Below are 15,204 nucleotides of genomic sequence, written 5' to 3' on the forward strand. Positions count from 1 at the left end.
CGATTAAAACGATCAAATCCATCGTTTAAAACGATGAAAGCAAGTGTCAGAAAATGCTCAACATCAGTGTGCGCCAACTCCATTATTTCATTGCGCTTGTGAAAGCAGGATCGTTTTCACGCGCTGCCGAGGCGGTTGGCGTTACCCAATCCACGCTCAGTGCTGCCATTCAGGCTTTGGAGGCTGAAATCGGGGTCACTCTCATCGACCGCACAGGTCGACGCATGCAATTGCTGCCTGCGGGGGAAGATTTTCTGAACCGCGCGCAGGAAATTGTGGCGTCGATTGAAGAGCTGCCCGAATACGCAAAGCAGGCTGAACGCCCGTTGACGACGCGTCTTCGATTGGGAGTGATTCCGTCTATCGCGCCATTTTTGCTACCAAAAGTTCTTCCTGCGACCGCTCAGGCATTTCCTGAACTGCAATTAAGCGTTCGCGAAGGACTGACACGCACTTTGCTCGACAGCCTGCGGTCTGGCACGCTTGATGTGGCACTGGTTGCTCATCCCTATGATCTTGACGACTTCGAAGTTGCGGAAATCGGCAAAGATCCGTTTTTTCTTGCAGTGCGAAGAGATCATGTGCTTGCTAACCGTGATCGCATCGACGCAAATGATCTTCAGGATCAGCCTTTTCTCCTGCTTGAAACAGGCCACTGCTTACGCGAGCACGTGATGGCAGCCATTGGCTCACAACCCACACAGGCTGGCAGTGATGTTCATGCAACAAGTATCATGACGCTGGTACAGCTTGTTGAATTCGGGATGGGCGTCACGCTTTTGCCAGAGGTGGCCATCAAAGCTGGTGTGACGCGTGGCAGCGAAATCAGCATCGTGCCTTTTGAAGGACAACATAATTTCCGTTCACTTGCTTTGGTATGGCGGGCAAATGCCGCACGGCGCAATGAGTTTCAGCTTTTCGCGGCCCATCTGCGCAGCAAATGCATGAAAAGATAGGCTACAAAAGACCCCAGGCACGAAAACGTCCGCGGCCTGTAATTTCCCGCAAATTAAGATCGACGATCAGCTTGAGCGCCCCCTGTGAAGTCACTTCAAGCTCTTTCTCAACCATCTGCGTTGAGACAAGCGGACTTCGTATTATCATATCAACGAGCTGGGGGAGCCGCGAGTTGGAACGACGGCCCTTGAGCTTGCGCTGCATCTGCTCACGAGCAAGCATTAGCCGGTCATGCTCTTTCATACTCACCTCTGCGCCTTCCTCTATGGACGCCAAGAAAGTTTTCAACCTGACAAGCCGGCTTTGCGCACGACGCTCGTCTGGTCTTTTAAGACGCAAGCCGATACTCAGCGCTGGCAAATGCCCTGTGGCAATAGCTGACTGGCGCAGAAAAGCCGCTGTGAGCAAGCGGCCAACCCATGATGAACGCTGTACCACCTCCAGAGAAAACCACGCATCATGCACCAATGCTGCACGCAAAAGCGGTGGCAAACCGGCAGTTTTATCAAAGACATCGCGCCATTCCTGCAAGCGCGCTTCTTCATTCCAGTCATCATCATAAAGAAGTGGATCGATCTCTGGCGATTGCCGTGTTGGCTTTTCCTGAACAACCCCTTTGAGCAGAGCATCCGTGCGAGCCAGCAGAGCATCAATATCGTCAAACAGAGGGTCGCTATCGCCCGGCATCGGTTCGTCATAGTCTTTGGTCATTTCCGTGCGCACGTCGATACTGCGGCCCAGCAATTGCTGGATACCGGCAGCACTTAAAGCCCAGCTCGCCGAGCGGCTTGCAATCTGCCTGCGCAAACGCAACACGGAATGAGCGATTGTCAGCGCATGACTTGGCGTGCGGCTATCCATAAGTGCATCATGGAGAACAAGGTCTTCCAGATGGACCAATTCACCTTCAAGCCACATGGAAGCAACCGCGTCCTGGAAATGCATACGCTCCAGCATACCATCGCGGATCGGAGAACGGGAAAGCCGCTCGTCAAGCCTTGTAAGTGCGGCTGTGGCATTGGCCACAGGCACAAAAAGCGCGTCGAGCGGCAGCGTGTCTATTTCATAAGCCATGTTCGCATATCGCAACCGATTTCGAAAAAAGGCAAATGAAAATGCGTGCTTAGACCAGAACTTCCGCAACTTTCACAGCGCGCCCTTCTTTCACCGAAAGAAGGGCTGCTTCTGCAAGCGCCAGGGCTTTCAAACCGTCATCCGCTGACGGTTTGGGTGCCTTGCCGCCATCAATTGCATCAATGAACGAGGTGATTTCAGCAGCATAAGCATCCGTGTAGCGCGTCATGAAGAAATCGTGCAGCGGCGGGCGTGTATAACCATCCTTTGAAGCCACTTCGATGGAAACCGGACGCTGGTTTTCTGCAGAAACCGCACCTTCCGACCCATGCACTTCGATGCGCTGATCATAACCATAGGAAGCTCGGCGCGAATTGGAAATCACACACTGACGACCGGACGCTGTGGTCAGGATTACGCTGGCACTATCGAAATCACCAAGCTCACCGATTTTTGGATCGACCAGAACTGAAGCAGAGGCTGATACAGTTTCAATCTCTTCGCCCAGCAGAAAACGCGCCATGTCAAAATCATGAATTGTCATATCGCGGAAAATACCGCCAGAAACCTTGATATATTCCGCAGGCGGCGCACCCGGATCGCGGCTGGTGATCGTGACCATTTCCACCTTGCCAATCCGCCCATCGTCAATCGCCTTGCGCACTGCCGCAAAATGCGGATCGAAACGGCGGTTGAAGCCGAGCATAACCTTACCGCCGGTTTCTTTGATAACGCCAAGACAAGCCTGCACGCGCTCAATGTTGAGATCGATCGGCTTTTCGCAAAACACGGCTTTACCAGCACGGGAGAAACACTCAATCAGATCGGCATGAGTGTTGGTGGGTGTGCAGATCAGCACTGCATCCACATCGGCTGATTTTTCAATCTCGTCGATGGTGCGCACTTCCGCGCCTGCTGCATCAGCGATTGCTTTGGCTGCATCAGGGTTGGCGTCTGCAACAGCGACAAGTTGCGCCCGCCTGTCCGATGCAATTGCAGCCGCATGTACTTTGCCGATACGACCGGCACCGAGCAGAGCAAGACGTGTTACCATTGCTTTCAACCTCCCAAAACGGTCATCCTCGATTGACCGATAAACAGTTTCCCTATTCCGTTTTGCATATTTCCCGACTATTGCAGGAAAGGAAGTGCAATGGAATATTTATTCTATTTTGCTAGATTGTGATATACAGGATGTCAAGAGACCGTGTCTGAAAGGATGGCGATGCACACCGAACAAGCCCCTGCTGCGCAACCAAATGCACCTTCCAGTGTCAAGGACTTCGAGGCAAGACTGCTCGAAGTCGCAGACCGCCTGCCCAAGCGCCTGAAACAATGCGCGGACTTTGTGGCAGCCAATCAGGATCGCATTGCTGTTTCGACGGTCGCTGAAATGGCAGAAGGCGCAGGCGTTCAGAGTTCGGCATTCATGCGCTTTTGCCAGATATTGGGTTTTTCCGGCTTTTCGGAAATGCAGAAGCTGTTTCGCGAATCCTATGCTGGTGGCTGGCCCGATTATTCCACGCGTCTTGAACATCTGCGCGAAACCGCGGCAGGCAGCCCCCCCGCCCTTTTGGCGGAGTTTGCTGAAGCGGGACGCACATCGCTTGAAAGTCTTCTAAAAACCATTGAGCCGCAAGCGCTGGAAGATGCAGTCAAACGTCTCGCGCGTGCTGAGACTATCCATATTATTGGCGTTCGCCGGGCATTTCCGGTTGCAAGCTATCTCGCCTATGCGCTTGAAAAAATGCAGGTTCCGGCCATGCTGCACAGCACTGTCGGCAAGCTCGAAAACCAGCACGCAATCCGCAAAGGAGATGTACTGATTGCCATTTCGTTTTCGCCATATTCCCCTGAAACAATCGCCATGGCAGAAAGTGCACATGCGCGTGGCATTGATGTTATTGCGATCACCGACACGATTGTCAGCCCCATGAGCAGATTTGCCACACAGTCTTTGCTGGTTTCGGAAGTTGATTTTGGTGCGTTCCGCTCGCTTTCGGCAACGCTTTGTCTCGCCATCACGCTTTCAGTGGCTGTCGGCACGTCACGCCAGTCTTAAACGTAATCTCGCGTAAAAGCAGATCACCATTCTATTTTTCAGTTGAAATAGAATAATAAATCTATTTTAATAAAAAATAGAACGGTTGCTGCACCTTCTGAGTCACGAGCAGCCATTCCAAGCTATAAAACAAACATGCGCCAGGGAGGGCTTTCATGAAGCGGCTGGATTTGATTACGATTGGCCGATCTTCGGTAGATCTTTATGGCGCACAGGTTGGCGGTCTTCTGGAAGACATGTCATCCTTCAACAAATATGTTGGCGGCTCCCCCACCAACATCGCAACAGGCACTGCAAGGCTGGGTCTCAAATCTGCCCTCATAACCCGCGTGGGTGACGAGCATATGGGGCGCTTTCTGCTCAACGAACTTGCGCGTGAAGGCGTGGATACACGCGGCATTGTTACCGATCCGCAGCGTCTGACAGCACTTGTCATCCTCGGCATCCGCGATCAGGAACATTTCCCATTGATCTTTTATCGCGAGAACTGTGCCGACATGGCGCTTTGCGAGGATGATATTGATCCAGACTTCATTGCCGAGGCCGGATGCGTGCTGGCAACCGGCACGCATCTGTCGCATCCGCGCACGGAAGCAGCAGTACTCAAAGCTTTGAAGCTGGCGCGAGAAAATCAAAGCCGCACGGTGCTCGATATTGATTACCGTCCCAATCTCTGGGGGCTGTCCGGCCATGGCGATGGTGAGAACCGCTTCATAGAATCCGTTGCCGTCACCAAGAAGCTGCAATCGACATTGCATCTGTTTGATCTCATCGTCGGCACAGAGGAAGAGTTCCATATCGCGGGCGGTTCGACCGATACGCTTGAGGCGCTCAAAGCGGTTCGCGAAGTTACCAAGGCCGCTCTGGTTTGTAAGCGCGGGCCGATGGGCGCTGTGGTTTTTGAAGGCAACATTCCCGACGATCTCGACGAGGGACAATCGGGTGAAGGCTTTCCGATTGAAGTTTTCAACGTGCTTGGTGCGGGTGATGGCTTCATGTCTGGCCTTTTGCGCGGCTGGCTAAAGGGGGAAGACTGGCCGACCAGCCTGAAGTTCGCCAATGCCTGTGGTGCCTTTGCCGTATCGCGTCATGGCTGCACACCGGCTTATCCTAGCTGGGAAGAGCTACAATATTTCTTGCGAAGCGGCATTCGAGACAAGGCCTTGCGCAAGGATCAGGCGCTCGAACAGGTGCACTGGTCAACCAACCGCAATGGCGACTGGCCGCATATACGTGTCTTCGCTTTTGATCATCGTATTCAGCTTGAAGAGATGGCGCTGGAAGCCGGTGCGAGCGATGAAAAAGTCGGACAATTCAAAGAATTGTGCCTGAATGCTGCATTAGAGGTTTCAGACGGGCAAAACGGCTACGGCATCCTTTGTGACAGCAGGCTTGGGCGCGACGCGCTTTATCGTGCTGCTGGAACTGGCCTTTGGATCGGACGCCCAACTGAATGGCCCGGCTCGCGACCACTGGAACTAGAACCCGAACTCGGTCCCGATTGCGGCGGTCTTGTTGAATGGCCTATTGAGCATGTCGTGAAAGTGCTTTGCTTTTATCACCCGGATGACAGTGACACTGTGAAAATGCAGCAGGAAGAAACCGTGCAGCGGCTTTTCACTGCCGCTCGGCGTAATCGCTTGGAGTTCCTGCTGGAAGTCATTCCATCCAAGGTTGCCCCTGTCGATGACATGAGCACCGCCAAAGTCATAGAACGCTTTTATGAAATTGGCGTCTATCCGGACTGGTGGAAACTTGAACCGCTTACGACCAAACAGGCATGGCAAAACACCTGCGATGCCATAACCCGCAATGATCCTTATACGCGCGGCATTGTCGTTCTAGGGCTTGATGCGCCTGCGGAAGAACTCGAAGCAAGCCTGAAAGTTGCTGCCAATTTTGATCTGGTGAAGGGCTTTGCCATTGGTCGAACCATTCTGGGAGATGTCGCGCGGCAATGGCTTGCGGATAAGATAAGCGATACGGATGCCGTTGGCGAAATGGCAAAACGTTATCGCGGTTTCTGTGATCTTTGGGATAGGCTGCGACAGAAATAAACGCATCTCGGAAACAGGTGGAGGCCTGAATCTGAAATAGCGAGAAAGCGGATTTCCGCTGGGAGGAAAGATGAACACCGTTCGACTGACAGCGGCACAGGCTCTCGTGCGCTATATTGCCAATCAGATGACACCCGAAGGCGAGCCTTTTATTGCTGGTGTCTGGGCGATTTTTGGCCATGGAAATGTGGCGGCGCTTGGCGAGGCACTGCATGGCATCCGCGACAGGCTCGTGACGTGGCGCGGTCAAAATGAGCAGACCATGGCGCACGCGGCCATCGCCTATACCAAACAACTGGGTCGCAAACGCGCTTGCGCTGTCACCTCCTCCATCGGTCCCGGCGCAACCAATATGGTCACAGCCGCGGCACTCGCCCATGTCAATCGTCTGCCGGTTTTGTTCATTCCCGGCGATGTCTTCGCCAATCGCGGTCCCGATCCCGTCTTGCAGCAGATCGAGGATTTCAACGATGGAACGGTTAGCGTCAACGACTGTTTCCGCCCCGTAAGCCGCTATTTTGATCGCATAACCCGCCCCGAGCAGCTTCTGACTGCCTTGCCGCGCGCTTTCCGTACAATGACCGATCCTGCGGATTGCGGACCTGTCACGCTGTCTCTCTGTCAGGATGTGCAGGCCGAAGCCTATGACTGGCCGGAAGAGTTCTTCGCGCCAAAGGTTTGGCATTGGCGGCGACCGCCAGCCGATGAAAATGAACTGGCAACCGCAATTGCCGCAATCAAAGCTTCCAAGACCCCGGTTATCGTTGCGGGCGGCGGCGTGCATTATTCGGGTGCCCATGAAGCACTGATAAGCTTTGCAGAAACCCACAATATTCCGGTTATCGAAACACAGGCCGGCAAATCGGCTTTGCCTTGGGATCATCTGCTCAATTTCGGTCCGGTCGGCGTTACTGGTGCAGACAGTGCCAACGCAGTTGCAGCAAGCGCCGATCTGGTCATTGGGGTGGGAACACGCTTTCAGGATTTCACCACTGGCTCGTGGGCATTGTTCAAACATCCGGGCCGAAAGCTGCTCTCGCTCAATGTTCAACCTTATGACAGTCACAAACAAGGTTCGATCTCGCTTGTAGCAGATGCGAAGATCGGGCTGGAGGCACTGTCGCACTCTTTGAAGGGCTATAAACGCCCCTCCCTCGACCGCAGTCTAAAAGATAAATGGTTTGAAGCAGCGGACCGTTTCACGGCGACCCCCGGTGATGCCAACCAGCTTCCCACAGACATGCAGGTGATCGGCGCAGTGCAGCGTCAGTCAAAAGAAAATACCGTCGTCATGTGCGCGGCTGGCACCATGCCGGGTGAATTACACCAGCTCTGGAAAGCCGGTCGCCCGATGTCCTATCACATGGAATATGGCTTCTCCTGCATGGGCTATGAGATTGCTGGCGGACTTGGCATCAAGATGGCTGAACCAGATCGCGACATCATCGTGATGGTCGGCGACGGTTCCTATATGATGGCCAATTCGGAGCTGGCTACCGCGGTCATGATGGGCATCAAGATCACAGTCGTGCTGACCGATAATCGCGGTTATGGCTGCATCAACCGTTTGCAAATGGCGACCGGCGGTGCCGAGTTCAACAATCTGCTCGACCACACAACCCATGTGAATGCATTCAACATCGACTTCGCAGCCCATGCGGCTGCGATGGGTGCCGTGAGTCAAAAAGTCGGCTCTATCCGTGAACTGGAAGATGCGCTGGCGGAAGCGCGCAACAGCCCGCGCACCACAGTTATCGTCATCGATACCGATCCTTACCCGACGCCTGAAACCGGCGGCTGGTGGTGGGACGTGGCTGTGCCGGAAGTCTCGGACCGCGAACAAGTACGCGCCGCGCGTGAAAATTATGAAGCTCAGATCAAAGAAAGAAACTGACCGATGATCCTCTATGGCACCAACCCGATTGCCTGGTCAAACGATGATGATCGCAGCCTTGGCGCGCATATAAGCCTTGATCAATGCCTTGATGAGGCTTCAAAAATCGGCTTCGACGGAATCGAAAAAGGTCATAAATTTCCGCAGGTTGCAGCGGAACTTAAAGCAGTACTCGAACCACGCAATCTGCGTTACGTTTCTGGCTGGCATTCACTCAATCTTCTGACCAATTCCGTTGAGGATGAGAAGGCTGCCATGCAGCCGACGCTTGATCTTCTGAACGGCATGGGCTGCAAGGTCATCATCGTTTGCGAAACGTCGAATGCCATTCATGGCGACGAGAGCAAGTCGCTCTTAGAACGTCCGGTGCTGGAAGAAGCACGCTGGGCAGAGTTTGGTGCAGGTGTAGAAGCACTGGCCGAATATGCGAGCGCACAGGGTATTGCACTCGTCTATCACCATCATATGGGCACGATTGTTCAGAGCGAAGACGAGATTGACCTTCTGATGAAACATACCGGCCCACATGCCAAATTGCTGCTCGATACCGGCCACTGCCTGTTTGGCGGCGGTGATCCTGAACGCGTTGCAAAGAACCATATGCAACGTGTCCGGCATATTCATGCCAAGAATGTCCGCCCGGCGATAGCGGCACAGGTACGCGACCAGAGCCTGTCTTTTCTGGAAGGTGTGCGCCGCGGCGTATTTACGGTTCCGGGCGATGATGAAGGCGGTGTCGATTTTGTACCGGTGCTTACGGTCGCAGCCCAGCATGGCTATCAGGGCTGGCTTGTGATCGAAGCCGAGCAGGACCCAGATGTGCGCACTCCATTTGAATATCAGTCGCTAGGGCTGAAATCGCTCAAAGCATTTGCGCGCGAAGCAGGGTTAGACAAAGGAGACTGAGCTATGGCCAATCTGTTACGCAAACCCAATGGCAAGCATGGTAAGGTGCACGACATCACGCCGGAAAACGCCCATTGGGGCTATGTCGGTTTTGGCCTTTATCACCTGAAAGCTGGTGAAAGCGCTTCTGAGAAAACCGGCGACCGGGAAGTCATTCTGGTACTGGTCGAAGGCAAGGCAAGGCTCAAAGCATCTGGAGAAGATTTCGGCGAAATGGGCGAGCGGATGAGCGTGTTTGAAAAACTCGCTCCGCATTGTCTTTATGTGCCCGCTGAAAGCGACTGGGATGCGTTAGCAACAACCGATTGCGTGCTTGCTGTTTGCACCGCACCCGGCAAACCGGGCCGCAAGGCACAAAAACTCGGGCCGGAGGGCCTGACATTTGATACGCGTGGACACGGTGCGAATACCCGCAACATCTTCAACATTGCCATGGAAGGCCGGGATGTCGCCGACAGCCTTCTGGTAACGGAAGTCTTCACACCACAGGGCAACTGGTCATCCTACCCGCCGCACCGGCATGATGAAGATAACTTCCCGGATATGACCTATCTGGAAGAAACCTATTATCATCGCCTCAACCCATCGCAGGGTTATGGTATTCAGCGTGTCTTCACCGAAGATGGCAGTCTCGATGAAACCATGGCCGTTTCTGACGGCGATGTTGTTCTGGTGCCAAAGGGGCATCACCCATGCGGCGCGCCCTATGGTTATGAGATGTATTATCTCAACGTCATGGCCGGTCCCATCCGCAAATGGCGATTTAAAAACCACCCTGATCACGACTGGATTTATAAGCGCGATAACCCATCAACATAAAGATAAGCCCCGGATTTCCGGGGCTTGTTTTTTTAAAGCTGTGCAACCTTTTTAAGATCATTCACAGCACCCGGTGCTGCAACAAAAACCTTGCTACCCTTGGTCAGTTGCTCCCCTTCCGTTGGGAATGGATGCGCATAGCCGCCTGCTTCGCGGACGAGGCAAAAACCCGCCATACAATCCCAAGCGTGCATATATGGCTCGTAATAACCCACCAAGCGACCTGCTGCCACATAGGCAATCATCAGCGCACCAGAACCATTGCGAATGAATGTACCGCCTGCTTCAAGCAGATCTTCCACAATTTTCGCAACAACCTGCGGCGTTACGTAATTATTGGCGCCAATGCCCGTCACCGCGTTGCGAATTGTGCGCGTTTCATCAAGCACAAGCTTTTTGCCATTAAGCGTTGCACCCTGCCCCTTGGCGGATGCATAAAGCTCGTCAAAGCAAGGTGCCTGAATAACACCGATCACCGGCTCGCCATCTTTCAGCACGGCAATGGAAACGCACCAGTTCGGCATTCCGTTCACAAAAGGGCTGGTGCCATCAATGGGATCAACCACCCATGTATAGCCTGAGCTGCCCACATGCAGCCCATACTCCTCGCCCAAAAAGCCATCGTCGCTGAAAGCTGCCGATACACGTTCATTGATCAACTGCTCGACATTGCGGTCAGCGATGGACACCACATCCTGCGGATCACGCTTGGTTTCAATCACCAGCGTCTCGCGACGATTGAAGTAATCAAGTGCCAGTGCACCTGCCTCGCGCGCAACGTCCTGCGCAAGCTTAAACCGTGCTTCAAGCTCTTTTGAAATGTCTGATGTCATGCTTGGTTTCCAGTCCGAGGGAATAAAGGCGCATGGTTCATGCGCCTACTGATTGATGATGGCAAGGCCGCGCGGCTTGAAATGGATCGCCACCTCCGTTTGTGGCGGAAGCGCTTCTTCCACAGCCGGATCGACGATGAAAAGCTTGCCGTGTTCGGTCTCGATTTCATATTCGATATGATCACCGAGATAGGCGGAATGCGCGACGCGTCCCGGGAAATCTCCGCCGCTCTGAGCTTGCAGGCTCACCGCATTTGGGCGAACCGCCAGCTGTGCTGGTCCCAGCCTTGCATGTGACGATGCAAGGCGATGACTGAGTTTCCCAATACGAATGACAGCTTCTCCATTTTCTGCGCTGACGACTTCACAGGGCACGACGTTGGCCTCGCCCATGAAGTCTGCGATGAAGGCAGATGCGGGAGACTCATAAAGATCCCGCGGACTGCCTTGCTGCGCTATATCGCCGTCTTTCATGACAATAATTGTATCGGACACAGCCAAAGCTTCGTCCTGATCATGGGTGACATAAACTGCTGTAAAACCAAGCCGTTGCTGGAGTTCCCTGATTTCAGTTCTCACGCGGCGGCGCAGACGCGCATCAAGATTGGAAAGCGGCTCATCAAGCAGCAGCACCTGCGGCTCCAGCACCAGCGCGCGGGCCACGGCCACACGCTGTTGCTGCCCGCCTGAAAGCTCGGCCGGAAGGCGATGCCCCATACCGGCAAGGCCAACGAGCTTCAGCCCTTCCTCGGCCCGCTCACGCGCCTCCTTCTTCTTTAATCCGGAAGATTCAAGTCCGTAAGCGACGTTATCGAGCGAACTCATGTGTGGAAACAGCGCATAGGACTGAAACACCATGGACACATCCCGCTCATTGGCGGGTAGCATGGTTACATCCTTGCCACCGATCAGAATGCGGCCCGATGTCGGATGCTCCAGCCCTGCCAGAAGGCGCAGGGTCGTGGTTTTACCGCAACCCGAAGGGCCAAGCAGCGTGACAAGCGTACCGGGTTCAACCGTCAGCGACAGATCGGGCAAAGCGGTAAAGTTGCCGAACTTCTTGGTTATGTTTTGAAAGGTCACGGAGCCGGGACGGATCGTGGTCATACGGCTTTCTCCTGTTGAACGGTTTTGATCGGCTTAAGCGTGGCAACGCGGTTTTCACGCCGCAACCGGCGCTCGCCGACAAGAAGCTGGAAGGTTGCGATGACCACAACCATCACGACGATCAAGGCTGATGAATAAGCGATCGCCACACCGAATTCGCCATTTTCGACGAGACCGACGATATAAGAGGTCGCCATGTTGTATTCCGCCGAAACAAGGAAGATCACGGCACTGATTGATGTGATCGCACGCACGAAGGAATAGACCAGAGCCGCAGTAATCGCCGGACGTAGAAGCGGCAGGATCACCTTACGGATGGTGCGGAAACTGCCTGCACGCAGCGTGAGCGATGCTTCATCAAGGCTTTTGTCGAGCTGGCTCATGGCCGCGATACCACCGCGCACGCCAACCGGCATATTGCGGAACACGAAGCAGGCAATCAGGATCAGCGCCGTGCCGGTCATTTCAAGCGGCGGCAGGTTGAAGGCCATGATGTAGCTGACACCAATGACCGTACCCGGAATGGCAAAACTCAGCATCAGTGCAAACTCAAACACGTTGCGCCCAAAGAAGCGTTGTCGCACGATCAGATAGGCAGTGAGCAGACCGACTGCGGCGGTAAGCGGTGCCGAGATCAGCGATATTTCCATCGTCGTCCAGAACGAGTTCCACGCAACACCCGTCCATGTAAATCCGCTATCCGTCCATGCAACCGAAAAAGCACGACGATAATGATCGAATGTCAACGAATTATCGAGACCCCACGTGCGCACGAATCCGCCAATCAGGATCATCAGGTACACAACGACCGTGAAGACCATCCATGGAATAACAAGGGCATAGACGCCGATCTTCAACCCACGTGGCAAGCCCGCATGCATGCCGGAATCGCCCTTGCCGGTAACGGTTGCAAAGTTTTTGCCGGACAGCCACAGACGCTGAATGAGGAAGGCAGACAGCGTGAAGCAGAGCAGCACAATCGCCAGAACAGCAGCACGCGATGGATCGTTTTGCGCACCCACTACGGCAAAGAATATCTCGGTCGAAAGCACGCCGTGGCTGCCACCCAGAACCATCGGATTGCCGAAATCGGCCATGCTTTCGATGAAGGAAATCAGAAACGCATTGGCAAGGCCCGGCGCCATCAATGGCAACGACACTCTGTTAAAGGTGCGCCAGCGATCAGCACGCAAGGTTTGCGATGCCTCTTCCATGGAAGGTGACACGCCTTCGACCACACCAATCAGAACCAGAAAAGTGATCGGCGTGAAGGATAGCACCTGCGCGATCCATATCCCTGTAAGACCATAAAGCCAGCGGCCAGGCTCAACACCAAACAGGTTGGAAATCTGTTCCGTCACCACGCCAGCGCGACCGAAAAGCAGGATCAACGCCAGACCAATAACAAAGGGTGGCGTAATGATCGGCAGTACCGTGAGAATACGCAGCCCTTTCTTGAACGGAAAGCCCGTGCGCGTTGCAACAAGCGCGAAAGCCAGCCCCAGAAGAGTTGCCCCGGACGCGGTCATCAATGCCAGCCAGAGCGTGCGCCATGCAACACCACAACGGCCTTCACCAATCACACAGGCAAGGCTCCAAATTGAAGAATCCTGAATATTGGCAATGAAGCCATCCGGATTGAATGATCCGTCAAAATCCTGCACGGACGCGCTGAACATGCTGAAAATCGGATAAAACACGAAGACGCTGACAAGTGCGACCAGCAAGGTGATGGAGGAGACAACAAATGCGTCGCCTTTCATCACCCCACGTTCAGCAAGACTGAACGAAAAAATCAGAAGAAAGCATAGGCCAGTCAGCACGGCACCCGCGCCAAAAGCTGGTTGTCCTTCAGCAAGCGGGCCCAACAGGTTTTCACTTATGGCCCAGTTCCAGCCAGTAAAGCCGATTGCCAATCCCTGAATGGCCAGAAAACCGACACCAAGCAGACTGGCAACGATCAAAACCATTGTGCGCCTTTCAGCAGGCACTGCAAAACGCGCAAAAGCACACACCAGCATCAGCACAGCAAGAACAGCGAGCCACAACCGATTATATGCAAAAATCTGGAGAATAGCTGGAGCGAGATCAGCTTCGCTGAATAATCCTTCTACCCAGCTAAAGGAAAAGAAGCCTTGTTCGACGCGATACCATGGCAGAATGAGGAACGCGACCAAAGCCAGCGCCAGAACCACATCAAGCCTGCGATTATGCTGTTTCATGATTTATCCGCTTTCCTGCTTCGGGCATTGCCGCAAAGTGGATGCAATTATCCGCCTCCCGCCAGCATAATGGCGAGAGCGCTATAACGGAGAGTGCAGCTATGCCTTAATTGGCCTTTGCACCAATTTCCTTGTCCCAGCGGTCCAGAATTTCCTTACGCTTGGCTGGCTCACCATAGGTTTTGAAATCATAGTCGATGAGCTTGATATCCTCGAAGCGCGGCGACTCTTTTGGAACTTCGGCGTTCTTGTTCGATGGAAGCTGGAAGGATTTTGCATCCTTCATCTTCGACTGCACTTCGGCGCTCAGCGCCCAGTCATACCATTTCTTGGCATTGTCGAGATTTCTGGCACCCTTTATGATCGACATGGAGCCGATTTCATAGCCCGTGCCTTCACACGGCGCGATGGATTTGATCGGGAAACCTTCGGCAGTCATCGCAACCGCATCATGCATGAACACAATGCCGATCCCATTTTCACCACGCGCAGCCGACTTTACGGGCGCTGAACCCGACTTGGTGTATTGCGAAACATTGGCATTGAGCTTTGCCATATAATCAAAAGCTTTATCCTCGCCCATCAACTGAACAAGCGTGGCCAGCGCAGTATAGGCCGTGCCGGAAGAGTTCGGATTGGCCATCTGGATTTCGCCCTTATAGGACGGATCAAGCAGGTCGGCCCAGCAAAGTGGCTCTTTCAGGCCCTTCTTGCTCAGAAGTTCGGTATTATAGCCCCAGCCGAGCGCACCGGCATAAACGCCAACGGTACGAAAACCAGAGCTTTCCGCCTGTTTCTTTGCCCAATCCTGTAATTCGTCGAGCTTTGGCGATTTATATTCAAGCGTCAGACCTTCAGAAGCAGCCTGTAAATGCGGATCACCGGTGCCGGCCCACCAGATATCGGTCTTCGGATTGCGCGCCTCAGCACGCACCTTGGCATAGGTTTCCCCGGAAGACAGGCGAACCATATTCACCTTGATACCGGTGTCTTTTTCAAATGTGTTCTTCATCAGCTCACAGATAACCACATCTGCCGAACAGATGAGGTTAAGATTGCCCGAAGCAAGAGCCGGAAATGCAAATGAAGAAACGCCAGCGGCAAACGCCGCAACCATAAGTGCCGAACGCATCATATTCCTCCCTTTAGAGCGCGTTCGATATGATTGCATCAGATCTGCGCTCTAACTCCACTTGTTATGCAGCGCCTCCACGCTGTAGCTTTTTGCAAGCCTGTGCACAGTCTTTGCCTTTTAAACCACTGTGTCAATGTC

At 53.7% G+C, this 15,204-nt stretch carries 12 protein-coding genes; 6 read left to right on the top strand and 6 right to left on the bottom strand.

What is annotated here, in order from left to right:
- Nucleotides 1-53: 53 nt before the first annotated feature.
- Nucleotides 54-956 (top strand): hydrogen peroxide-inducible genes activator, encoded by a 903-nt coding sequence (locus tag VBH83_RS10675; RefSeq protein WP_396997651.1) that lies wholly within the window; start codon nt 54-56, stop codon nt 954-956.
- A 1-nt stretch (nt 957) separates the two neighbouring features.
- On the opposite strand, the gene VBH83_RS10680 is transcribed toward VBH83_RS10675, so the two are convergent.
- Together VBH83_RS10680 and iolG are read right to left on the bottom strand one after the other, a co-directional pair.
- Nucleotides 958-2,031, bottom strand: coding sequence for an RHE_PE00001 family protein (locus tag VBH83_RS10680; protein WP_265984298.1), 1,074 nt, complete (start codon nt 2,029-2,031; stop codon nt 958-960).
- Between the two features lie 49 nt (nt 2,032-2,080).
- On the bottom strand, nt 2,081-3,085 hold the full coding sequence (gene iolG / locus VBH83_RS10685; protein ID WP_265984300.1) for an inositol 2-dehydrogenase: 1,005 nt from the start codon (nt 3,083-3,085) through the stop codon (nt 2,081-2,083).
- A gap of 171 nt (nt 3,086-3,256) precedes the next feature.
- On the opposite strand from iolG, the gene VBH83_RS10690 reads away from it, so the two are divergent.
- The 5 genes from VBH83_RS10690 (at nt 3,257) to iolB (ending at nt 9,769) form a co-directional block, all read left to right on the top strand.
- Nucleotides 3,257-4,093: a MurR/RpiR family transcriptional regulator gene (locus tag VBH83_RS10690; RefSeq protein WP_265984302.1), complete on the top strand. Its 837-nt coding sequence runs from the start codon at nt 3,257-3,259 to the stop codon at nt 4,091-4,093.
- 155 nt (nt 4,094-4,248) lie between these two features.
- On the top strand, nt 4,249-6,150 hold the full coding sequence (gene iolC, locus VBH83_RS10695; protein WP_265984304.1) for a 5-dehydro-2-deoxygluconokinase: 1,902 nt from the start codon (nt 4,249-4,251) through the stop codon (nt 6,148-6,150).
- 70 nt (nt 6,151-6,220) lie between these two features.
- Nucleotides 6,221-8,044, top strand: a complete 1,824-nt coding sequence (iolD, locus tag VBH83_RS10700; protein WP_265984305.1) for a 3D-(3,5/4)-trihydroxycyclohexane-1,2-dione acylhydrolase (decyclizing) — start codon at nt 6,221-6,223, stop codon at nt 8,042-8,044.
- 3 nt (nt 8,045-8,047) lie between these two features.
- Complete coding sequence (iolE, locus tag VBH83_RS10705) at nt 8,048-8,950, top strand: myo-inosose-2 dehydratase (RefSeq protein ID WP_265984306.1); 903 nt, start codon at nt 8,048-8,050, stop codon at nt 8,948-8,950.
- A 3-nt stretch (nt 8,951-8,953) separates the two neighbouring features.
- Complete coding sequence (gene iolB / locus VBH83_RS10710) at nt 8,954-9,769, top strand: 5-deoxy-glucuronate isomerase (protein WP_265984307.1); 816 nt, start codon at nt 8,954-8,956, stop codon at nt 9,767-9,769.
- A gap of 32 nt (nt 9,770-9,801) precedes the next feature.
- Here iolB and VBH83_RS10715 read toward each other — a convergent pair whose 3' ends face one another.
- The 4 genes from VBH83_RS10715 to VBH83_RS10730 form a co-directional block, all read right to left on the bottom strand.
- Nucleotides 9,802-10,602, bottom strand: coding sequence for an inositol monophosphatase family protein (locus VBH83_RS10715; protein WP_265984308.1), 801 nt, complete (start codon nt 10,600-10,602; stop codon nt 9,802-9,804).
- Between the two features lie 45 nt (nt 10,603-10,647).
- Nucleotides 10,648-11,709: an ABC transporter ATP-binding protein gene (locus VBH83_RS10720; RefSeq protein WP_265984309.1), complete on the bottom strand. Its 1,062-nt coding sequence runs from the start codon at nt 11,707-11,709 to the stop codon at nt 10,648-10,650.
- Nucleotides 11,706-13,931 (bottom strand): ABC transporter permease, encoded by a 2,226-nt coding sequence (locus VBH83_RS10725; RefSeq protein ID WP_396997656.1) that lies wholly within the window; start codon nt 13,929-13,931, stop codon nt 11,706-11,708. The genes VBH83_RS10720 and VBH83_RS10725 overlap by 4 nt, the downstream gene beginning before the upstream one ends.
- Nucleotides 13,932-14,037: 106 nt before the next feature.
- The gene (locus VBH83_RS10730; protein ID WP_265984311.1) at nt 14,038-15,063 is read right to left on the bottom strand and encodes an ABC transporter substrate-binding protein; all 1,026 of its coding nucleotides are present in this window, start codon (nt 15,061-15,063) and stop codon (nt 14,038-14,040) included.
- Nucleotides 15,064-15,204: the final 141 nt, after the last annotated feature.

Source organism: Ochrobactrum sp. S1502_03 (genome assembly GCF_044435015.1).
Taxonomy (GTDB): Bacteria; Pseudomonadota; Alphaproteobacteria; order Rhizobiales; family Rhizobiaceae; genus Brucella; species Brucella chromiisoli.